The organism is Ferrimicrobium sp., assembly GCF_027319265.1.
Classification (GTDB): domain Bacteria; phylum Actinomycetota; class Acidimicrobiia; order Acidimicrobiales; family Acidimicrobiaceae; genus Ferrimicrobium.
On the sequence record NZ_DAHVNP010000031.1, the window covers coordinates 212,868 to 236,634 of the forward strand.

11 protein-coding genes and 1 pseudogene are annotated in these 23,767 nt (G+C 56.1%); 8 read left to right on the top strand and 4 right to left on the bottom strand.

The features are described from left to right. Positions 1 to 376: 376 nt before the first annotated feature. A complete protein-coding gene (locus M7439_RS05285) occupies positions 377 to 2,218 on the bottom strand; it encodes a hypothetical protein (protein WP_308464402.1) in 1,842 nt (613 codons plus the stop codon). A 1,110-nt stretch (positions 2,219 to 3,328) separates the two neighbouring features. Between M7439_RS05285 and M7439_RS05290 the strand changes: the two genes are divergently transcribed. The 3 genes from M7439_RS05290 (at position 3,329) to M7439_RS05300 (ending at position 7,367) form a co-directional block, all read left to right on the top strand. Next, entirely contained in the window at positions 3,329 to 3,967 is a 639-nt protein-coding gene (locus M7439_RS05290; RefSeq protein WP_298346386.1) for a hypothetical protein, read from the top strand. Between the two features lie 1,481 nt (positions 3,968 to 5,448). Continuing rightward, complete coding sequence (locus tag M7439_RS05295) at positions 5,449 to 6,381, top strand: hypothetical protein (RefSeq protein ID WP_308464403.1); 933 nt, start codon at positions 5,449 to 5,451, stop codon at positions 6,379 to 6,381. Between the two features lie 455 nt (positions 6,382 to 6,836). Beyond that, positions 6,837 to 7,367 carry a hypothetical protein gene (locus M7439_RS05300; protein ID WP_298346389.1) on the top strand — a complete coding sequence of 177 codons (531 nt, stop codon included), beginning with the start codon at positions 6,837 to 6,839 and terminating at the stop codon, positions 7,365 to 7,367. 826 nt (positions 7,368 to 8,193) lie between these two features. Here M7439_RS05300 and M7439_RS05305 read toward each other — a convergent pair. The 3 genes from M7439_RS05305 to M7439_RS05315 all read right to left on the bottom strand — a co-directional run bounded on the left by M7439_RS05305 (position 8,194) and on the right by M7439_RS05315 (position 15,169). Further along, a complete protein-coding gene (locus M7439_RS05305; RefSeq protein ID WP_298346391.1) occupies positions 8,194 to 9,525 on the bottom strand; it encodes a hypothetical protein in 1,332 nt (443 codons plus the stop codon). A 479-nt stretch (positions 9,526 to 10,004) separates the two neighbouring features. After that, the gene (locus M7439_RS05310; RefSeq protein ID WP_298346393.1) at positions 10,005 to 11,375 is read right to left on the bottom strand and encodes a dihydrolipoyl dehydrogenase; all 1,371 of its coding nucleotides are present in this window, start codon (positions 11,373 to 11,375) and stop codon (positions 10,005 to 10,007) included. Between the two features lie 1,043 nt (positions 11,376 to 12,418). Next, entirely contained in the window at positions 12,419 to 15,169 is a 2,751-nt protein-coding gene (locus tag M7439_RS05315) for a vitamin B12-dependent ribonucleotide reductase (RefSeq protein ID WP_298346395.1), read from the bottom strand. 413 nt (positions 15,170 to 15,582) lie between these two features. On the opposite strand from M7439_RS05315, the gene M7439_RS05320 reads away from it, so the two are divergent. The 5 genes and pseudogenes from M7439_RS05320 to M7439_RS05335 all read left to right on the top strand — a co-directional run bounded on the left by M7439_RS05320 (position 15,583) and on the right by M7439_RS05335 (position 23,751). Continuing rightward, positions 15,583 to 16,386 (top strand): glycosyltransferase family 2 protein, encoded by an 804-nt coding sequence (locus M7439_RS05320; RefSeq protein ID WP_308464404.1) that lies wholly within the window; start codon positions 15,583 to 15,585, stop codon positions 16,384 to 16,386. After that, complete coding sequence (locus M7439_RS05325) at positions 16,383 to 19,016, top strand: hypothetical protein (RefSeq protein ID WP_308464405.1); 2,634 nt, start codon at positions 16,383 to 16,385, stop codon at positions 19,014 to 19,016. Before M7439_RS05320 ends, M7439_RS05325 begins: the two co-directional genes overlap by 4 nt. Before the next feature lie 235 nt (positions 19,017 to 19,251). Continuing rightward, a pseudogene (locus M7439_RS13030) lies at positions 19,252 to 19,344 on the top strand (4Fe-4S binding protein); the annotation flags it as partial. Positions 19,345 to 19,386: 42 nt separating this feature from the next. Then, positions 19,387 to 20,787 (top strand): 4Fe-4S dicluster domain-containing protein, encoded by a 1,401-nt coding sequence (locus tag M7439_RS05330; protein WP_366525182.1) that lies wholly within the window; start codon positions 19,387 to 19,389, stop codon positions 20,785 to 20,787. A gap of 60 nt (positions 20,788 to 20,847) precedes the next feature. Next, positions 20,848 to 23,751 (top strand): molybdopterin-dependent oxidoreductase, encoded by a 2,904-nt coding sequence (locus tag M7439_RS05335; protein ID WP_298346402.1) that lies wholly within the window; start codon positions 20,848 to 20,850, stop codon positions 23,749 to 23,751. The last annotated feature ends 16 nt before the right edge of the window (positions 23,752 to 23,767 follow it).

Below are 23,767 nucleotides of genomic sequence, written 5' to 3' on the forward strand. Positions count from 1 at the left end.
GTGCGATCGCCATCTGCCGCTCCATTGACCTCGTATCGCTCAGTGATCTGACGCGCGGGCCAGGGCCGAGACCGCGGCGTAGCTACGTTGCGAGCCCAATGCTCGGAGTCAGACAGGCTACCACCGAAGCGCACTTCGGAGCAACGGGGTAGTTGAGGTGGTCCCTGCTATCAGGCGGTCCATCAAGCCCAGATCAATTCTGGTTCATGCTCCATGAGCGGACACTTGGTGCACACCGGAAATCTTCTCAGGCAGGACTTTCTCTACGCAATCCATAGCCATCAGAGCCCTCTGTCGCCAGGTCATTAGTCCTGGAAGACGAAACCGCGCGCCAGTGGAACCACACTAACGCGACAATGGACTCCAGATCTAGGCTTTAGCTGCTGCAACGTAATGCCGTCAAAGGGATGTCTTTGAAGGTAGAGGTCTCGGAGCTGGAGTATGTGACAAAATAGAGACTGTGCTTTCCCGTGATCGCCCCACCCATATTCTTTGGAATGATGCTGGTAGGTATTGTGCACCACTGGTGCGCATGAGGGGCGAGCAGGGCGCTCTTGGTGCCCTGTCCCAGACTTAAGAGATCCCCTGACCCCGGGAGGATGAGCGCAGTCGCACCCCAACTGGTTTGCTCAAGCGGAGAGACGCTTGAAGACTCCACTCCTGGTGGGGGCGGAACGCTACTCACCACCTGCCAATTGGCACCACCATCAGTGCTGCGACGCAGTGGGTAATAACTGGAATCATCGAGCAGGTACTCCGCTCCATGAACTGAGAAAAGTTCGTTGAGTCCACAAGCATTCACCACGCTTGGCCAACCTGGTTCCTTGAAGCTCTTCCCCTGATCCCCCGAGACGAGGATCGCTTCTTGCGATCCGTTCATTGCGCAGTTCGTCAAGTTTGTAATGGGGGAGAAGCGAACGCAAGGTCCAGACCGCGGACAGCGCAATCCACCCTGTTGCCAGCTAGTTCCGTTCAGGGTACGTTCGGCGATCACGCCATGATGTGGAACGCTGAAGTAGGCGCGGATGCCGGATTGTGTGGCTCGAAGGCCGGCGAAGCTCGTATCGCTGATTCCAGTAGGCGAGGGAATGATGGTCCACGTCGTGCCCTCATTGGTCGAGATGACGGGAAGATAGGAGAAGGCGGGAGACTGGCTGGGGATATCGATAGCGTAGGAGGCCGCTATCACGGTTTCTCCGCTGGAGGTGCGCAAAGCTGCAAGACCAGCACAGGACTCATTGCTCGCGACGGAGGTCGGCACTCCCTTGTTCTCCAAAAGCACAACAACACCCTTGGTGTCCACGGTACTGACCTTTCCATTGGACAGCATCCTGATCGCGTTCGCCTGACTTTGCGGGTTATAGCTACAGGTGAGCGCGACCCCGTTAGTTCCTCGTTCGGTAACAATTGGGGGATCAGCGCTCGTCTGGATAGCTGTAGGACCTTTGAGACTGATGGACTGGTACGTCAACGGGGTGATCATCCGCAACTTCACGGGGCTAAGGAGTAACGCGGTGCCGGTGCCAGACCGCGTGCGAGGCAGCTCATACACCCCTGCGCCAAGTGTCTTGCTGGGAAGTCGATCGACGATGTCAAACTGATCGACAAAGGGTTGGTTGTTGCCGATGATGGTGGTGAGTACCGAGGTGCCCTCCACCGGAATCATTTCGCCGGGGAGAACCTTGTCGGCCGGGAGGACGATCTGCGGCAGAACCGTCTTGACGGAGTGTGCGAAGGTGAGGGTCGTCGATCCCTCAGCGTGGCCCAGCCCACAGGCTTGCAATATCTTGAGACATTGAATCCCCACACGATAGTTACCAGCCTTCGGCGAAACGACCCGCAGCGGATAGTGTTCAAGCCAAGGAGCGCCTGGCGTAACGAAGGAGGTTTGAAACTCGGTTGAGGAGAGCCAATGCACTGGAACGCCATCGTAGTGCAACCCATCCACACAACCATCGAAACATAGATTGGCATGGCCTGGCTCTGGGGAAAGTGGCGTGCTGACACGACCAGAAACAGTTACTGTCGCCCCAGGTTTAACTGATGGAGGCGATACCGTGAGATCTACCGCTGGCTCGCTATGACCGGAGGGCACCGTGAAGCCCCCTTTTTCCGCCGCCGTTCCTCGCGGCATAGGGACTGCCTCGATACCGAGATAGTAAGTCCCCGAGGGGAGGTTGGGGATGCGGTAGCAGGACTTTGCAAGGCGCCCACTCATCGTCGCCGTCAGCGTACCGAGAGTACATCCTGCTTGCGACGCGCTGGTGGGAACAGCAGTAGGCTCCCGCCCAGAACGTGTTGGAGTGGTCGTACTCGTCGATTGCTGACGCGCGGCGGAGTGCTGATGAGTCGTAGCCGCGTGCGGTGACGTCGTCGAACCACAAGCAGCGAGTACCAACCCAAGAGCGGTAAGTACGATCACCCACCGCCGTCCCTGCATCCACAAAGCCAAGCCGACACCCCTTCCGCCAGTTGAGACTGATCAGAGTAACCCTAACAAAATACTGGTAAGTTCATCAGTTGGTTGTCGTGATTACTCTCAGGATTCTCAGCTAGTGAGTCGTTCGCTATGATGGACAGTTTGACGGCTTCATGCGCGTGCTGTGATCCTCTGTGCTCTTATTCCGATGCGTTTGTGATTCGGTGGTCCTTTACAACGCCGGACCCTTTTCACGATCCATCGTCGATCCGCTTCCACAGTGCGCCGATCGATGACGATTGCATTATCGCCGTTGCTCGTGGCACACTCTGGCCTGTCTCAATCAATATGATCTTCTCGGGACGCCCTGTCCTGCTGATTTAGAGCTGAAGAGAGTCCGGAAGGCGGCTGATGTGAGTTCATCATCGTAGTACCTTCGCCCGCCATCGCACGCTTGTGGTGAGTCAAGGTCCAGCAACTCGGGAGGAAAGCAGAGTCTGTTTGTCAGGGAGCTTCAGTGGTAACTGCAACGGGTATTGTGAAGCAAGACAGATGGGTTCTTTGGATCATGGAACCGGCCAAAGAAGTAACTGATTCACTGAAATCATTCAAAACACATCTCGAACCACCTGACACGTGTCGTGATGATGATTAAGATGTCGGTGTTAGCGGGGTCATTATCAATGATAACTCACAACCCCGACGTGGGAGGGCGTGACGCGCATAACGCACAAGAAACTCATCATGGTAGTTGCGTCTCTTGCCTTGATCTTTGCTGCAACCGGGAGCTTCACATTGACGAGGAGATCTGCACCGCACCTTGTTCCACTCAAGTCAATACCGACCTCCAAGAACACGGGGGGTCCACCGTGGGAGCCATCGCAGCGTGGAGGCGCGACCAGAAGTGCGATGGTAAGCTCTCCACTTTGTACGTCGAGCCAGCTTGAGACGCAGTACTGGACAAGTTTGCCGGGATTTGACAACCAGATGAGTGGCTTCAATCTCATCAATAGGTCAGGGCAGGCATGTTCGCTGCCGGTGTATCCTTCGTCTCTGAATCTGGCAAATGCGGACGGCACCCCAGCGACGATGCCGCTGCTACCCGGTCCGGCGGGGACAAAGGGATCGAGCGACTTCTTGGCCTATGGGTCCTCTTTAGCTCCCGCGACATCGTCATTTGGGATCCCTCTCAGCCCTGCTCCCATCACCCTCGCACCAGGTGGTACGGCAGTAGACATCCTTTTCGGTACCGTCGGTGTCAATCAGCAACCAGGAGATCCCGCTTGTATTTCTACACCCGTCGGAGGTAGCATCGCCGTCTCACTGGGAAATGGGTCCCCGGTACAGGTTCACATGCCTGCTAAAGCAGGGACGTCAAAGCCGCTAATTGATCCAACTGGAGCTCCCTTTTCGTCATGCACTGCAATGGCGTTCTCCCCGTTCCTCACCTGGAGTGAGGCGAGTAATCTCGTCGGTGCTCCATATACCCGCACTAGTCAAGGAGATCTCCCGCTCAAGTACACCGCGGCCTTTATTAACGCGCCGTAGGTGCCCCATATACCATCCGGACCCCAGGTTTCTACAGTGTGGTTCAGCGGCAAGAGATCAATGAAAGTAGGCTCCAGTGATTGAACGATTTCCCCGACGGATAGGCGGGACAGTAGCTCTCTTAGTGTCGGCCGTTACGATGGTCATCGCGCTTACCGGCACTGTGGCGTATGCTGGTGATATGCCAACAGGATATTGGTATGGCTCAGACGGCTCCGGGCCACCCCCTCAGGGGACGGGAGTCGAGTACACGATGCCGAACTGTGGTGGGGCGTATGGCTCGTATATAGGCCAGCTCAACCAAGTGAGTAGCGCTTTCAACGTTGCTTCAGATTAGAATGCGGCTAATACGAATTAGATATCAGGACACGGCGTCGGAAGCCAGAACTCTTATTTTATTGCACAACCTCAGTCAGGTCCTTCATACAACGGTACGGCTACTGAAGCAACATTCTGGGGTGAGTCTCAAGGTAATGCTGCGGTAGAAAACTGGGGTTCATTTTATGGTCAAAGTGGAATCAACTTACCGTCCAACCCGATAATTTATGCAGATCTTGAGAACTCGCAGTACACCTGGAATTCGGAGGCTACTTCACTAAATCGAGACGTCTTCAACGGATTCTGGAACGAGGTGCATCAGAAGCTCATCTCCATCAAGGGTACTCAACGGGAAATCTATGCTGGTGTGTATTCTTCCCCTTACTTCTGGTCTACCTTCATGTCGGGCAGTCTTGGAGCGACATATGAGTGGACTGCGGAGACAACCTATGGATCATACTCTTCAGGCAATTGTGCGTGTGGCTGGGGTTCACCCCTTGGCTATACGGCGGACTTCTTCGCAGGTTGCAGCCAGAGTTATCCATGTGCTGTGGCGTGGCAGTGGATTTCGGGATCAGCTGACTATGACCAAGTCTATGGTTCTCAAATCGTAAGCGGCGAAAGCGATACTTGTAACTAGTTCGACATGGGTAGGTTCATAGGACCTGCTATCCTGGCGAAATGAGGTGCTGCCTCGTTAGTGCGAGCTGCTGGCGGCGATGAACAGGTCGAGCATGCCTCAGATGGCGGAAGTTGAGCACTGGGTTTTAATTGAGACGTGCTCGCACAGTTCCCTGACTAGGTGCGCGATGCGCGGCGAAGACCTGGACTGCCTAGGCTGGGTGGATGGCTTGTGACGCAATATGTCGACTGGATGGTGGTGTTGTCCGAGTAGGACGCAGTTCGTGCTTGATGCTCAACAGGGAAGCCGGAAGGGAACCGTGAACTGTGCTGTATTAAAGCGGAACGGTAACTGGCCCAAGTTGCAAAATAGTGAGGTTCTGGTGCTTCACGCTGCCTTATAGATTTGTTTGTAGTCTCACCATGGAGGTCAGTATGGAGCATGTTTTGGTCAGAATTATGGTTGTGGAGGTCTCCTGGGGATGATGAGAAAGGCTAAAGTGTCGGTAATATCAGCTGCTGTACTAGTAGTTGTTCTCGTCATGGGAGTAGTTATCTTCGGTAGGATCAATGCTCACACGACCAGACCTGGCGCAACAGCCCCGAATGCCGCAGGTGGTGGATTACTGGTCGGGGTTGGACCATCACTAGGTGGAATATCTATCTACAGTCCCCAATCAGGGCGACCGCTAAAGAAACTTACCGCACCCCCGTTTGGACATTTCCCTTTTCTCAGCCCCAACGGAAGTTCAGTATACTTCACCACTTCAACACCAGGTAACGAGACCTGCGAATCTGACATTGAGAAAAAGCTGATCGATGGCAAGAGCCATCCGATTGTCCAGGGCCAACTGATCAACATCAACTCTTTTACCATGACCCGGAACCGACACTGGGCACTCTGGCTCTCTTCAAGCGTGGGTTGTGACGGCAGACCTCCGTATGCGCTGCACAAGATGAATGTGAAGACCGGCCAGACGCAAGTGAAGAACTACCATACTTTCGTCGAATCCATGGCCGTAACGGCCAACGGATCGGAACTTGCGCTCCAACAGGGTGCGATAGCAGTCCCTTTGAGTCAATCACGTGAGAAGATCTACCTCTATGAATGGGCGAGCGCCACACCGGAGGCGAGTCCAGCGAACGTCTTGCCGTGTCCCAAGGGCGACTCAGAATGCGCTCAGACATCACCTGCCTTTACCCAGAATGGCGAGCTCTTCTATATCGCATCTATCGGACCCCATGACGCAAACTGTTTTTATGGTGGATGTGCAACACAGAGGTTCATACTCGTGCGTATGCATCAGCACAAGGCGATCCAGGTCGCCTCTGTCGTCGCTCCGAGTCTCCAGACCTATCTGGCCGTCTCACCATCCGGCAACGAAGCAGTGTTGAGCATTGGTAGGCGGTCATACTTTTGGAAGGCAGGTCATGGGCTGGTTCACATAGCGACGCTGTACGAGGAGTCATGGTAGCAACGTGAGCAAGCAGTTCATTCTGGTGGTGACAGTTAACGGAGGCAGAACAGTGGCACCTTGTGATCAGAGCGTCAACTGCCTTTACCAGATACCACCCCGACACCTCTGACTCGACCTGTTCGAAGGTGGATTATTGACACGAGGGCGTTGGGAATGAGGTCTGTTGTTAGATTGCAGGCGAGATGTCAAGACCCTCCGCGAGCATATATCCGGCTCACCACACGTCCTACTTGACATAATATCCATTCTCGGCGCATTCTAGACCTTCTTAGATCCCTTCATTGCTGTCCTGTTGTCAAGTATCCTTCGAGATTGTCACGTCCCAGCAGCTACTCCGACACATCACACAAGGACTGTCCTCCAGTCAGTCAACGGTGCAGATAAGCGCACGCCTCCGGGGCGTGGGGCAATACCAGTTGAAGCCCGTTACCGATAGGCAGAACGATCTTCGAATGGGAGACGATCCACAACCGGGTGAAGTAAGGGAATTTCTGTTCGATCACGGAAATGGGACCATTACCATCGAACGCACCGAGTGGTATCAGCGAGTGCTGTCAGCGACACGAAGCGAGGAGTATCGATTCCTAGAACTTGCGCTTCCCCGTTCAGATCGTGAACTGGCCCAAGAATGGGATAAGGCCGTCTATCACTTACAGAACGCAGAGGGCTCCTATGCCAGCGGGGATGACGCGGCGACCTTCAGTCACCTGCGAGGTGCCCTTGACGCGCTACCTGGTGCGAAGCAAGCAATTTGCGACAGTATCGCGGATGTCGGAAAGAGAAGGGCGGTAGATGATCTCCTTAAGCAACTTGGAAGTTACCTCCATCTAGGCCGACACGTTTCTGAGTCCGGCCCTGCTATAGGCTCATTCCCAGTCGATCATCTTGACGCTGCCTTCGCGATTGATCTTATGCGAACAACTCTTTCGCATTTATCACTCATGCTCTCCGCCGAAGCTGAACGAGCCAGACGGAACGCCTGATTATGGAAAGCGCAAGCTCCAAGCTGAACGCTCAGCGTGAGTTGGTAACTTTGCCTGAACACGGCGCGAGCTTTGCGACTTCGCAATGACGGACACTGGTCTGATGATCAGAACGCGAAGATGGTCGGATCAAAGTTGTGTAGCCAAGTCCTCAGACGTGGATGCCAGCGCTCCAACAAGGCTGTCAGAAAACAGTTGCTCACTGCGGGCACCGAAGGGCTTCCGGCAGGAAGACACGTATTCCCGTTAGTCCTGCCCGAAATGGCCAGAATGAACGATAATATGCACGATTATTGTTCTCATAGCGCCAACTATAATGAGAATTCGCTTCCAGAGATCTCACTGGAGATGGCATTATCCCTAGTAGGAACGTTGTGAAAGTGCCAACTGTATTGAGACTGGACATTTGTCCTGCACGATTGCGCACCTAATGGTTGGTAACGTGCCCGAGGTCGACCCGGCGGGACCGGCCTCAACGGCGGAGGTCCTCAGCCGAGTACGAGATGCCTGTTGGTAGCAGCAGCCGGATTCCTTGGCCACTGCTGGTGATCGTCGGTTGTGGATCCTAGGCCTCTTGGGATGACGCTTGCAGACGGTTGACCGAACTGGCTCCACTCCAGTCAACCACCTCCGGAACGATCAACAACTTACCGACTTCCAGGCGACTTTGGACCAGAATCACCGCTTACTTCCGAAGATCCCATCAGGAAGCAAGGGAGGGGTGATTGCAGAGTCGGATTATCCCTCAACCTTGACGGAGAAGCTGCTCTTTAGGACTTGCGCTACGATGAAAGATGCGAGGATACACTAGCGTGTCGCAACACAGCTACCATTGCGGCCAATTGCCTGGAACCGATCCCGTCGGACTGTTTTGCAGAACTCCGCCGGGGGCACCCAGTGACGACAAGAGTTGCGAGAAATTGGCGCCAAATGCGGTCGAGTTTGAACCGTAGAACTGACCGTAGCTCATCGCCATCGTCTCCCCGAGCGCTCCCCCATCAGCCCATCCAGTCTCAATACCATCAGGACCGTTGTAGAGCGTTCCGATCACGGTGTTGGGCGTGACCGCTTGGCCAACACTGACATCAGGGTTGATATCTTCAGCTGCGTAGACCACCAGTCCTGCAGCTGGTCCATTGGTCAGTCGGTACGTAATGAACGTACCTCCCGGCCAACCTCCGTTGAAGGTTGAAAGCACTACCCCATCGCCGAGAGCATAGATCGGCCCATAACCGTTAAAGTCGACGCCTTGATCGATCCGCCAGACTTGGAGATCGCTGATGGATCGTATCGGATTAGCATAGCCGCTCGGTGCAACCGCAGCCGGAGAAGGAGCTTGACTCACCGGGGGCTGACTCTGTTGCTGGGAACCCGCACCCTGTGCCTGACCAGCTGCTGCCTGTTGTGCCGCTTGAGCCGCCGCAGCCGCTTGAGCCGCCGCAGCCGCTTGGGCCGCCGCAGCCTGCTCAGCGGCGATCTGCTGTTGCTCGATCTGTGCCTGGCGGGCCTGCTCCTCTGCGGCGAGTTGCGCCGCCACCATCTGCTGAATCTGGGAGTTCACACTCGATAACTCTGTCGAGGCCTGTTGCTGTGCTGATTGGGCCTTAGCCTCCTGCGCACTGAGAAGATTAAGCAAGGATGCCTGTTGCGATTGATCGGCCTTTAGTTGCGACTGCTGATTCGACAGTTGTTGTTGTACGGCTTCGTAGGCATTGACCGCCTGCTCCTGAGTAGATGATGCTGTCGAGATGTCCTCTTGTGCGACTGCAGAAGCGTTGGGGTTATCCTGTAGGACGCTTAAGACCTGAGAGTCGGTACCAGCCTGAGCAAACAACGAAACCGCCTCGGTGACGATTTCACCATGAAGTTTCTTTAGCTCAAGCTGCTTTTGTACGATCGCTGTCTCGACAGTGCTCTCCTTCGCCTGTAGCTGTCGGATCTGGCCCTCAACTGCCGCATAGTGCGAGCTGATCGACTGAACCTGTGCATTCAATGCGGCGATTCTCTGCGTCAATGAGTTTGCTTCTTGCTTCATTGACTGAACAGAGCTCGTGAGCTGGGGATGCACCTCCGAGGAGCTCGACGCCGAGATCAGTACAACGGCCACTGCCGCTCCACCAATCGCCTGCCAGGCACTACGCCTAAGCCGGTTTCTCATCTACAAACCCTCCAGTTACTCGGCAATGGTCCACGGTGGGACAAGACCGAAATAGCCTTTGCACAGACTAACACAGCAACGCACAAGCCGCAACCCTTTTTGTGATCATCGGCATAAAGTAACCCATACTCAACCAGCAGTGAAGCTCTACTTGAAGGTTCAGGTCGTTCACGATAGAGCGTACGTTCACCATACACCCTCGCCCACTGCCAACAAAGAAGGAGTGGCGTCGGGGTAGGCGCAGACCAGCTCGTGCACACCGATACGCAGGCCGACGGCAAAACGAACTCGGGACCGTATGAGCGAATGCCCTGCTGCATGGACCTTGCTCGACATTTGCACCAGAGCAGCCGTCGACGAACACTTGACAACCTCAGTGGCACTACGGAATGCGCATTTGCCAATTCCTCCTCCGAGCTTAACATCACTATGTAGCACGATTAATAGCTCCCGAGGATTAGCGAGGCCAACAGAGGAACTTAGACAAGAGTACGAGCTGCTCGTGAGATCGCTTCGTGGGCTAAGGGATGTTGATCCGCAACTGAAGCGATGTCCGCGATTGTCGCCCCGAGCCTAATCGCCATTGCGAGTTCACCGATGAGCTGACCTGCCTCCTTCCCCACTACCCAGGCGCCGAGCAAGCGACCCGAGCGAGCGTCCCCAAAGAGTCTGACTTCGCCGTAGGGTTCATTCAGGATCTGGGTGCGTGCCTCATGATCAAAGGGCGCAGCCACCTCTACTGTGTCGATATTGCGGGTGGTTAGTTCAGCTCGTGTCATTCCTACCCGGGCCGCTTCAGGGAAGGTGAAGATGGTGGCAGGAATCGTTTGGGGATCGGCCCGATCTACAACTCGTCCTGCGAGGATGTTGTGTGCCACAGCCAACGACTCGCGTGTAGCGGCGTGAAATAGCATCTGGGTTCCGGTCACATCTCCAGCAGCAAAGATTGATGGCATCTTGGTCGTGCCACCAGGCCCAACGACCAGCCGCCCCCGTTCATCAAGCAACCCAAGTTCCTGGACGCCAGGTGGGTACACTGGATGCCGTCCCGTGGCCAGCAAGACCATATCTGCATCAAAGAACGCCGATGTTGACTGCTGGGAGTAGGTTACTCGATGATGATCATCGACCTCGATGACCTCAGCGCCGAGTTCCACCCCAATACCCTTGGCTAACCCGTCAGCGACCAGCTTGGCGAAGTCGGGATCCATACCTGGTAAAAGTTGATCGGCAGCCTCGAACACGGTCACATCGACGCCAAGGGCATGCCACATTGTGGCGACCTCTAAGCCGATATACCCGCCTCCTATGACGGCAAGCGTTCTGGGTAATGTGGCAACGGTGGGCGAGACGGCGAACAGGTCTCGGCTCGTGACACAGTGCTCGATTCCTCGGATCGGCGGTATCGAGATGTCTGATCCGGAAGCAAGGAGAAGATACTTGGCCGTCACGGTCTTGACCTCAGATTTGGTCTCATACGCCACGCTATGAGGGTCCAGGACGGTCGCGATACCGTCGATCAAACGAAGACGGTCTCCAAACCGTGCAAGTTCTTGATCATGCTGTTGGTAGCGAAGTTGTTGCACAGCGTCCTTGAAAGTGATCAGTGACCGATAGTCAGGAGGAACTTCTGATGGGAAATATGGCATCGCACGCATACCGCGATACAACTCTGCAGCCTCACGAATGGTCTTTGAAGGAACGCAGCCTTCAGCCAGACAATTGCCGCTCATGACACCTTTGGGGTCGATCATGAGGACACGCTGGCCCGTGCGAGCAAGCTGGAATGCCGCAGGATAGGCACCGCCTCCGGCTCCAATGGTGACAAGGTCATAGTCATAGTCAGTCATCTTGTTTGACTCCAATCCGATAGGTCTAGGAACAAAGGTAGACGAGGGCGACCATCCGGCCCCCATCTAGGCACCTAATTGGGACCTTTGACTAGGTGAAAGGGTAAGGAGACCATCAAGGCTTGTCGAAAAGATCACGCGGACTGCTATGCCGAGTACGTCATCTCCTACGTTGCCGCGTGTGCCTACCCCATGGTTTGGGACCGTCACGAGTCCAGCACCTCCAATGGTAGAGTTTGCATTTGGCTCCCTAAGTATCGCTGCCACTGACGTTGCCCCCGATGAAGGGCACCGGTGGACGTCTGCAAGCAAGGTAGGCTGCTCGTGGAACGTTTGCGACGACGAGCCATCGCAACAATGAGTTCACGAAACTCTGCTTAACCTACACAAACAGCGATTCCTCTTCGAGAACAATTGGCACATGATCAATAACATCCCCGGCTGTGCGCCACCTATTGACCCCGGCTGACCTCATGAGAGCAATCCCAAAGCCAACAAAAAACATTTGCAGGGGATCACTCGTCTGGTCATGAGGTTCAACAGCACGCCGAGGCGACCGGAAGGCCTCCTCGTGCCCGGTCCACTACTTCTCAGATGGAGTGATACACCTCGGCTCCAGTGGAGACTCCTACCTGCCCTCAGTTCCTTAGCCCTGGCATCTTGCACGAAAACTAGGTCAATCTACCTGCAGCGCTTCGGAGAAGGAGAGGAGAGTACGCCTTACCAACTGCCCTAGCGCTGCTTCATGGAACGCTCCCTCACCGAGGATCAACGGTAAAGTAACTTGATCACCAATGATCGACAGCTCAACGAATCATCTCACACCGACAAGCTTGCGTCAAGCGCGACAACCTTTACAGATCCGCAGCAGCCATCTCATTCCTCGATCCCTGTGGACGAGGGTTGCGCTGAGAGGAAGGACCCCCTCTTGGCTAGCCTTCGAGGGAGATATCCTTGATTCCCAGTCTTTCCACCGCTGTACTCAGTCTCCTTGGCACCAACAAACTAACGGTACCAAGGAGACACTCCAAGAGCCCTAAAAATCAGCTACAACCCGAGGTTGTCCCACAGCTTGAGCAGACGAAACAGGAACCAGAACGCTGCATCACGTTACCGCATGAGTAACAGTAGGGAGCATCCGACTGCGTGAACGACACCGCATCGTCAAGGGGAGGCAGCGGCTTCTCGGAGGCTTCATAGCTTTCGTCGATCTCCCTTGTTGAGGCTATCTCCTGCTCATCGGCGGGGAATAACAAGTTGTGTGCCCGCTCTCCAGTCGTATGGATCCCCAAGTCTTCGCGAGTCTCGGTGTCAAGATAGTCGATAGCAAGGCGACGGAAGATGTAATCGACAAGGCTCGAGGCGATACGGATGTCCTGATCATCAGTGATACCGGCCGGCTCGAATCGCATATTGACGTATTTGCGGACAAACGTCTCCATAGGGACCCCATGCTGGAGGCCCAAGCTCACCGCAATCGAAAACGCGTCCATGACGCCAGCAAGCGTCGATCCCTGTTTGGAGACCTTGATAAACACCTCACCAGGTCGTCCGTCCGGATATTCACCAACCGTAGCGTAACCCTCTGCATCGGCTACCTGAAATGCGTACGTCCTCGACTGTCGATGTCGTGGCAATCTCTCGCGTTTGGACTGTGACCCCAACGCAGCCAGTTCACGCCGCAGTTCGTCAACCTCAGCCGTTACGATGGGTTTCTCTTCTTTACGCATTGTCTGGAGAGGTTGACCAACCTTGCAGTTATCGCGATAGATCGCAACGGCCTTCAGACCCAACCTCCAGCTTTCGATATACGCCTCTTCAATATCCTCAACCGTCGCCGATTCTGGCAGGTTGACGGTCTTCGAGATCGCTCCGGACAAGAAGGGCTGGACGGCGGACATCATCGCGATGTGACCACGGTAACTGATGACATTATCCCCCATCGCACAGGCGAAGACCGGCAGATGTTCCTGGCGGAGTTGTGGTGCTCCGAGAATCGTCTTGTGTTCATCGATGTAGGCGACGATCGAGTCGATCGCTACCTGGTCGTAGCCGAGCGATCGCAAGGCCCGAGGGACGGTTTGGTTGACAAAGGTCATCGTTCCACCCCCGACCAATGTCTTAAATTTCACAAGACCGAGATCCGGCTCGATACCAGTGGTATCGCAGTCCATTAGCAGACCGATGGTGCCAGTTGGTGCGAGCAAGGAGACCTGCGCGTTCCGTACCCCCTGCTCTTGGGCGAGGGTTTCAGTCTCCTGCCATATCTCCTGAGCCGCCGAGAACAACTCCGGTGGGACAAAGTAGGAGTTGATCTTTGACACATGCTCGTGATGCATCGCGATAACCCTGAGCATGCCCTCGCGGTCAGCAGCGTAACCATCAAAAGCACCGACTCTTGCGGCAAGACGTGCTGAAGTGTCATAGGCCACACCGGTCATGATGGCGGTGATGGCCGCGCCGTAGGCGCGCCCTGGCTCCGAGTCGTAGGGCAATCCAAGCGCCATCAACAACGCTCCGAGGTTGGCGTAACCGATGCCAAGCTGTCGATAGGCCCTCGATGTTTGGGCAATCTTCTCGGTCGGATAATCTGCGTTGCCCACAAGAATGTCCTGAGCAACAATCAACAGCGAGACGGCATGGCTAAACCCATCGACATCGAAGGTTCCATCCTCGTTGAGATACTTCAAAAGATTGATCGAGGCGAGATTACATGATGAGTTATCAAGATGCATGTACTCGCTGCACGGATTGGATCCGTTAATAGGGCCAGCATTCGGCGTCGTATGCCAACGGTTAATGGTGGAGTCGTACTGAACACCGGGATCGGCACACTCCCATGCGGCCTGAGCGATTTGGCGCATTAAGTCCCGTGCCGGCAAGCGCTTGAGTACTTCTCCGGTGGTCACCGCTCGCAACTCCCAGTCACGACCCTCGAGCACGGCCTGCATGAATTCGTCACTCACTCGGACTGAGTTGTTGGCGTTCTGGTACTGCACCGAGAAGGCATCTTTCCCATCGACCCCCATGTCGAAGCCGGCAGCCTCAAGGGTGCGGGCCTTGCGTTCCTCGATCGCCTTTGTCCAGATGAACTCCTCGACATCCGGGTGGTCAACATCTAAAATGACCATCTTGGCCGCACGACGCGTCTTGCCGCCAGACTTGATGGTTCCAGCGGAGGCATCTGCGCCACGCATGAACGATACCGGTCCTGACGCGGTTCCGCCACCATTGAGGTGCTCGAGTGAGGAACGAATCCGTGAGAGGTTCACGCCTGAGCCAGACCCGCCCTTAAAGATCACACCCTCTTCGCGGTACCAATTCAAGATGGCATCCATCGTGTCATCTACCGAGAGGATGAAACAAGCTGACCCTTGCTGTGGTACCCCTTGAACGCCAATGTTGAACCACACCGGCGAATTGAAGGCTGCCCTCTGATGGATCAGAAGGTACTTGAGTTCATCGGCGAACGTCGATGCCTCTTCAGCATCAGCGAAGTAGCCGTCCTTCTCTCCCCACCGTGCCAAGGTATCCACGATCCGATTGGCCACCGTCTTCAAGGACCCTTCTCGATCAGCTGAATCGAGGGCTCCGCGAAAATACTTCTGGGAGAGAATATTGGTGGCATTCATGCTCCATGTGCTCGGCACTTCGACCCCTCGCTGCTCGAAGGCCACCTCACCCGTGCGGTAATTCGAGATTTTGGCGTCTCGTCGATCCCACACGACCGAGTCAAACGGACTCATCCCCTGGGTTGTGAAATGCCGTTCCAAGCCCTTTAACTGCCTCTTCATATTTTCTCCTTCCAGCGCAGAAACACTCTGCAGCCCCCACAAGTAGCGTCTTCAACAAACCAACAACACTACATCTAGCGCACCACCCACTATACCAGTTGGCTTGGTCACTGTGAGAGAAATCACGAAATTCTCGAATTTCAAGGAAGGAATTGCTTCTCGGTCACAGGAACTCCAACGTTGACGCTAGGCCGAGGCTGTGACAGAGGAGTAATCTCTCCTATCGCCACTACAGTGGGGGGTTTGGTGACCCGGTCACCATTGGTAGCATGGGTGTGCCAGCAACAGTGATCGTTATGCTACGGCCAACACGATCGACCTACGCGAGTATCGGTGTACGGTACGATGGCTATACGGTACTATGGCTGTACACTACGATGGCCCTACGATGAGGTAAGGAGTTCGAAACCACGATGCGCGTGACTCGACCGCTCGCGATCGACGCTCGCGATCCCCTTGACCCGATCGACCGCCGCACACTGACGGCATTCCTGTCGGATGTTGACATTGACGACGTTCATGTGGTGGTGGTGATCCCCGCCTATAACGAGGCAGAGGCCCTCCCCGCAGTCCTTGCAGCGATGCCAGATCGGCTCGATGGCGTCGCCCCAACTGTCATCGTCGTTTCCGACGGCTCGACCGATCAAACCCGTGCTGTGGCGCTCGCCAATGGGGCGCTTTGTTGTGAGACCCCCATCAATAGAGGCCAAGGAGCCGCACTCCGTCTTGGGTACCTTGCCGCACTCCGCCTCGGTGCGACCTACATCGGTGTGATCGATGCTGACGGGCAGTGGTCACCCGAGGGGCTCGTGTCTGGCCTCGACTACCTCACATCCGGTCGGGCCGATTTCGTCCAAGGATCACGTGTCCTCGGCTCCACCATCGTCGGGGATCCCGTGCGAGACCTGGGGGTCAAGGTCTTCGCTACGCTGATATCGCGCATGGCCCGCGTGTCGGTGACCGACACCTCCTCCGGCCTGCGCCTCTTCACCGCAACCCTGGCCGGCAAACTCCGCCTGGATCAACCACAGTATCAATCATCGGAGCTTCTCATCTCGGCAGCCTTTGCTGGAGCTCGTATCCAGGAATTTCCAGTCGACATGGTGAAAAGGCTGGCAGGTCAGTCCAAGAAGGCGACAAATCTGCTCTATGGTTGGTATTACGGCCGAGCAGCACTGCGCACCTACCTTCGTGAGCGCTGGATAGCGCCATCGTGACATCATCAGAGGCGAGCCGAAGGAACCGCCTCACTTACCGGAATTGGATGGCGCTTGCACTCCTCCCCATTCTGGTGATTGTGATTCCAGCCCTGCTCGGCCACCCCCCCATCCTCGGCGATAATGCCACCCAGAACATCTCCTTTCGATGGCTAGTCGGTCAGGACTACCGCGCTGGGCACCTTCCAACTTGGGATCCATTCAATTGGGATGGCACCCCGCTACTCGCTGGCTTCAATGCAGGCGCCCTCTACCCATTGATGATCTTGTTCGTGCTGCTTCCTGCCACCGTCGCCATGACCTTGACCCTGATGTTGTGCTGGTTCCTCGCCGAAATCGTCACCGTCAAGATCGCCGAAACCATCGGGATCAGTCGCTGGTTTGCAGTCGCCGCCGGAATCGTCTTTGTCGGCACAGGTGCGTTCACGGCGCAGGTGGTTCACATCGACATGATCGAGGGTGACCTTGCCTCTCTTGTCGCCCTCCTGTTTCTCGTGCGCCTACTCGATGCGCCAACGCGTCCCGGGCAGATCGCCAACGCCGCTGGCCTCGCCGTTGCCTTCGCGTGTGCTGTCTTTGCGGGCGCGCCCGAGGCGATGCTCGCGAGTGTCGTGGCCCTCGGCGTTCTGTTTGTGGTGCGACTCGCCTATCGCACCCTGAGGGTCAGTGCCATCGGGTTGACGGCCGCTGCTGCAGTACTCGCACTCGGACTATCGGCGCCACAGTGGTACACCGGATTGGCCTACACCGCCATCTCGAATCGGGCACATCTCCCAGCCGAATACGCTGGCTTTGGTCCTTTTGCCTATCGCTTTCTGCCGCTTATCCTCTTTCCCTTTGCCTATGGCGGCTATAGCGGCGGCTACCTTCCTAACTACTTCGGCAACTACAACCCCTCTGAGATCACCATTGCGATCACTGCGGTCGGCCTGGTCTTTACCATTATCGGTATCGCTACCCGACATCTACCCACCATCAAACCCTGGGCGAAATCCTTCCTGGTCACACTGATGATCGTCGCAGCGTTGCTCGCCCTTGGCTCTGAGACACCCGTTGCGACCATTATCTATCATCTACCGCTCTTCAATCTCCAGCGCCTTGCATCCCGTTACATCATCGATGTCGACCTCGCGGCTGTTCTCATCGCCGCTGCTGGTGCTCAGTTCTACTGGAACAACGGCAAGCTGCGGCCGTTGTCACGGTCAGTTACCTATCTTCTATCGTTGCTCGGCCTGATCACCGTGGTCGTCGGCGGCGATATCGTACTGGCGCCCTCTTCCTTCTACAAAATGGTTGCTGCCAACGCTGCGCCAACGCACGTTGCCCTCTTGGAGATTCGGATCTATGTCCTCATCGAGGTCGCCATCATGCTGGCGATTCTCGGGGCACTCCTCGTACGAAGGCCACCTCGGCAACCCTCACCTCCCGATGGCAACACCACTCCCCGCTCGACTCGCCGGATCCGACAGATCCTTATCGGCGCACTCACCTTCGAGATGCTCGGGATGTCGATCCAATTCGTGGTGCTGCCAGCCTTCTATGAGCCCTTGGGGAACCCCGCCGCTCCTGCGGCAAGCCAACTACTTCATGGATCAGAACGTTATGGACTCTACGATCCAAATCTTTACCTTTACGATCGGACGATCGTGGCCGACGAGCAACTCGACCGTAATGTCTTTACCCACACAAACTCGATTCAGGGTTACGCCTCACTCTCGCTCGCTACCTACAACAATCTCACCCACACCAAGACCCAGTCCACCCTCGACCCGGCCTTGCTATCCCTCTACCGCCAGGACCTCAATATGGATCTACTGATCACCGCTCGGCGCTATTTTCATGTACCGATTCGCACGCTAGCTGCTAGCACACTTCGCAAACATGGTGCCCGCCCCTTGCTCCAGGCCGGCAAATCGAGCGCCTTCTTTGTTGGGAATATTCGGACAGCTCGCTCTGTCCTGCTTCGGCCGGGACCCGGTGTATCCTCGCTAGCGGTAAGAGCAACCACCGTCAACGGTCAAACCTATGTCGATCCCAACGCGATGGTCGGCTCTAATGGGTGGGCTACCATCAACCTACCAGCTTCCTTCTCCTCTGGTCTACTCGCCTCCCTTGTGGTCACGCCTCACCCTCATCTGACACGAACGCAACCCTTCGACGTCGTCATCACAACGGCCTCGACGGACCTTGAGGTGGCCGGACCACTGGTTAATCATCTTGATCCGTCTCGATGGCGCACCTTCCAAGGCAAATACAGCTCAATCGACTTTGTCAGTAGACACCCCACTAGTGGCTACCTTCGATCGAATGCTTCGGTGACAATACTTTCTCAAGCGCAACACATCGATGGTACGCTTACTGCGCACCTTGCGGCGCGAATACCAAGTGTCGTTCGCTCAACACTGGCCTATGCGCCTGGCTGGCAAGCACGCACAAGCACTGGCGCCAGGGTCGCTGTTCATGACGACCATGGTCTGATCGTCCTCGACGTACCGGCGGGGACATCACGGTTGACGTTGCGCTATCGAGCGCCGAGAATCGTTGACGCACTCGTGCTCGGTGCGCTCTCTGCGTTGGGGATCGCGGGGCTCTTGAGCTTTGCTTGGTTCGATCGGCGGCGAACGATATAAGTTTGCAAATACCCTGAATTGCCAATACTGACGTGAGCCAAAGAGCGGCCTACCAACGGGCAATAGCTGCGGCGTATCCATTATCTGACATTTCACCAGTTCACAAGCTGCTAGGGCAACCAACCGCAACCTCGCTAACGCCTAAGACCCGCCAAAGACAATGACCCGGTACCACGTCACGACGGGAATAGGATAGCAACATGCCAGTTGGGCATCACTGTGCAAAGGGGAGCAGTTGCTAACAGACGCTACAAAACGAACCGAGACATGGGTCAAGGTGCTCGATCAGAGCAAATGCATCGGTTGTCATGCGTGTACCACCGCGTGCAAAGCGGAGAATGAGGTACCGCTTGGGGTTACGAGAACCTATGTGAAAGCCGTTGAAGTCGGGGTGTTCCCTCATGTTCGCCGCAACTTTCAGGTCACGCGGTGCAACCAGTGCGACAATCCACCCTGCGTAACCGCCTGTCCAACCGGCGCCATGTATCAGCGCCCCGATGGTATCGTCGATTTCGATAAGTCAATCTGCATCGGCTGTAAAGCGTGCATGGCCGCGTGCCCCTATGATGCCATCTTCATTAATCCTGAAGATCATTCCGCTGAGAAATGCAACTTCTGCGCTCATCGACTCGAGGTGGGTCTCGAACCAGCCTGCGTCGTCGTCTGTCCCACAGAGGCGATTCTGATCGGGCGTCTCGATGATCCCAGCTCCCCGGTGACGAAAATCATTCATCGCCAAAGCGTGGCGGTTCGCTCTCCGGACAAGGGCACACGTCCCAAGGTCTATTACAAAGGAGCACACCAAGCAACGCTCGACCCGATCGCTGCCACCCGTCCTGGCGGGGATACCTTTATGTGGTCCGAGATACAGCGCGGACCAAACACGACCGTATCTGGCCACCCAGCTGAATTTCATGACTCCAACCTCTCTGCCGAGGCTAAGCTCGCCTATGACGTGGCTCACTCGGCACCTTGGGGATGGAAGGTGAGCCTGTACACCTGGACGAAGGGAATCTCGGCCGGCGCCTATCTCGTTCCGATTCTGCTGGCGCTCCTCCACCGTCTACCCTGGTCTTCACCAGTGGTACGATTTGTAGGACCGATCACCTCACTGGTGTTCCTCGGTATTACCGGCGTGCTCCTCATCATCGACCTCAAGCATCCCGAGCGCTTTCATCTGATCTTCCTGAAGGGCCGACTCCAGAGTTGGCTTGTGCGGGGGGCTTGGGGGCTCATGTTGTTTGGTGGTATCGTCACGCTCGACCTCGTCGCCGCCATCTTCCGCGCGAGGACCTTCGAGGAGCTGCTGGCAATCCCAGGAATTCCCCTCGCCTGCCTCGCCGCCCTTTATACCGCCTTCCTCTTCGCGCAGGCAAAAGCGCGTGATCTCTGGCAGAATCCACTCCTGCCGCCCCACTTGGTGGTACAAGCCCTTCTGGTCGGTGCTGTCATCGCGCTGTTTGGGGTAGCGGCGGCCAATCCTTTGCACGTCGCCTATCTCGATCGCATTGTGAGCGCCCTCGCGGTCATCAACCTTGCGATGGTGATCGGTGAGGCCACCATCACCCATCCAACGGCCAAAGCTCACCTCGCCTCCTACGAGATGACCCGCGGCCGGTTCCGATGGTTTTTTCTTGTCGGCATCCTCCTAAATCTGCTTGCGATCGCCACCCCGGTTGTAGGCATGGATCTCGGTGTTGCTGCGCTCCTGTGCATCTTGCCACTCGAACACGCTTTCGTGCAGGCTGGGCAAGCCGTTCCGCTCGCGTGATGCGACAAAACAGCTCTACGGTACCGATGACCATCCCCTTCATGAATCTAAGGAGTAGCAATGAGTGAACTCAACAAGCTAAGCGATCGTCTTCGAGCCAAACGCGAGGCGATCGATGCCGCTGGCGAGACGTTCTATCAAGGACCCTCGCGGACCGACCTCGCGAGCTTCCCGCCTAAAGAGCGCTGGGATGATTGGGTCGAATTAGATTCCCGCCAATGGCCAAAGCGCGTCGAGCGCCATTCGATGTTGATCCCCACGACCTGTTTCAATTGTGAGTCTGCCTGTGGGCTGCTTGCGTATGTCGACCGGAGCACTTTGCAGGTTCGCAAGTTTGAAGGCAATCCTGAGCACCCAGGATCACGAGGCCGTAACTGTGCCAAGGGCCCGGCCACCATCAATCAAGTGACTGACCCTGATCGGATTCTCTATCCGTTGAAGCGAGTTGGACCTCGAGGTCAGGGGCGATTCGAGCGCGTTCCTTGGGATGAAGCGCTACGCGATATCGCCAATCGCTTGCGTACGGCCATCCTCGAGGAGCGCCAAAACGAGATCATGATCCATCTTGGACGTCCAGGTGAGGACGGCTACACCGAGCGCGTTCTGGCTGCCTGGGGGGTCGATGGTCACAACTCGCACACGAACGTCTGTTCCTCGGGAGGGCGTGCCGGTTACCACTATTGGAGCGGAATCGATCGCCCCAGTGCGGACTTTGCCAACGCAAAGGTCATCTATCTGATCAGCTCCCACCTTGAGACAGGCCATTACTTCAACCCACACGCCCAGCGCATCACCGAGGCTCGCCAACGTGGTGCAAAGCTGATCGTGGTGGACACCCGACTCTCCAATACCGCTACCCATGCTGACCTCTGGATCTCTCCCTGGCCAGGCACGGAGGCGGCGATGAATCTCGCGTTTGCCAACTATCTCATTCAGCACGATCTCTATAACCGGGACTTCGTGCGGTCATGGTGGAACTGGCAAGAGTACCTCTCAATTGAAGCACCGGACGAACCACAGACTTTTGAGAACTTTGAGGCGCACCTCAAGTCACTCTACGCCGACTACACACTGGAGTTCGCCGCTGCCGAGACGCGTGTCGACATCGAAACCCTTCGGGAAGCGGCCGAGATCATTGGCACCTCCGGAACGGCGCTCTCGAGTCACAACTGGCGTTCCGCCGCGGCAGGGAACCTCGGCGGTTGGCAAGTTTCACGTACCACCTTTCTGCTCAATGCGCTGCTCGGGGCGGTGGCAACTCCAGGAGGCACCAATCTAAATGCCTGGAACAAGTACGTCCCTCGGCCCATCCATACGCCCGGCCATCCCAACGTCTGGAATGAGCTCTCATGGCCATTGGACTTCCCCCTGGCGATGAATGAACTCTCCTACCTTTTGCCACACCTCATGGAGCGAACGGGGCGACGACTTGAGGTATATATGACCCGCGTCTACAACCCCGTGTGGACTAATCCCGATGGCTTCTCTTGGATTGAGATGCTCCTTGACGAGCGCAAAATCGGTTGCTATGTGGCACTGACGCCGACATGGAATGAGACCTCGTTCTTTGCTGACTACATCCTGCCGATGGGGCATGCATCGGAACGGCACGACACCTTTTCCTATGAACAATACGATGGACAGTGGATCGGGTTCCGGCAACCGGTGCTCAAAGTCGCGCGAGAGCGCCTCGGTGGACGCGTCTATGATACCCGCGAAGTGAATCCAGGCGAGGTTTGGGAGGAGAACGAGTTCTACATCGAACTCTCGTGGCGCATCGACCCCGATGGATCGCTTGGAATACGTCAATACTTTGAGTCACGGCGCCATCCAGGAGCAAAACTCAGTGTCGAGGAGTACTACAGCTGGATGTTCGAGAACTCTGTGCCCGGCCTACCCGAGAAGGCAGCAGCCGAGGAGTTGAGTCCATTGGGCTATATGCAGCGCTACGGTGCGTTCGAGATCCGTAACGGAGTGGGTCAAGTCTTTGCCGAGGAGGTACCCGCGAAGGAGCTTGAAGATCTAGCGGTGACGTCGCTTGGTCGCGTCTACACAAAGACTCCCAAACCGATGAGCGCAAACGTCGTCCCAACAGGAGACCCCGCCCCTGATGACGATGGTCGGCGCCCCGTTGGGGTCATCGTCGATGGAGTCGTGCGCCGCGGCTTTCCGACCCCTTCGGGTCGCCTTGAGTTCTACTCGACTACGTTGGCGGATTGGGGTTGGCGAGAGTATGCGACTCCCACCTACATCAAGAGTCATGTCCATCCGGATCGCCTCACGCAAGACCAGTTCCCTCTGATCTCGACGTTCAGGTTGCCAGTGCAGATTCATACGCGCTCTGCAAACTCAAAGTGGCTCGATGAGATTGCGCACACCAATCCAGTTTGGATCAATCCAATCGATGCCTCGCACCTCTCGCTCCACGACGGCGACCTGGTCCGGGTGAATACCGACCTCGGCTACTTTGTTGCAAAAGCCTGGGTCACCGAAGGCATCCGACCTGGCGTGGTTGCCTGTTCACACCACATGGGGCGTTGGCGAATCGGCGATCTCGGTTCATCCGCCATGATGCGCTCGGTGAGTCTCTCCAAGGAAGGGACCCAGTGGGGAATGCACCCGCACGGAGGTGCTGAGCCCTATGAGTCGAGCGATCCTGACACGGCTCGGATTTGGTGGACCGATATCGGGGTCCACCAGAACCTCACCTTCGGCGTGCATCCTGATCCGATATCTGGCATGCACTGCTGGCATCAGGTGGTAACGGTCACGAAAGCTGAACCAAATGACCTTCATGGTGAAGTGCATGTTGATACTTCGCGTTCACGAGCGATCTTTGAACGCTGGATGCAGCTCACGCAGTCGGCGCGGGACGTGTCGCCAGATGGGACTCGGCGACCTCGTTGGCTTCTACGCCCACTGAAGCCAAGCGTGGAAGCCTTCGAGCTTCCCACACCGGTCTGACCACCACTAGTATGAC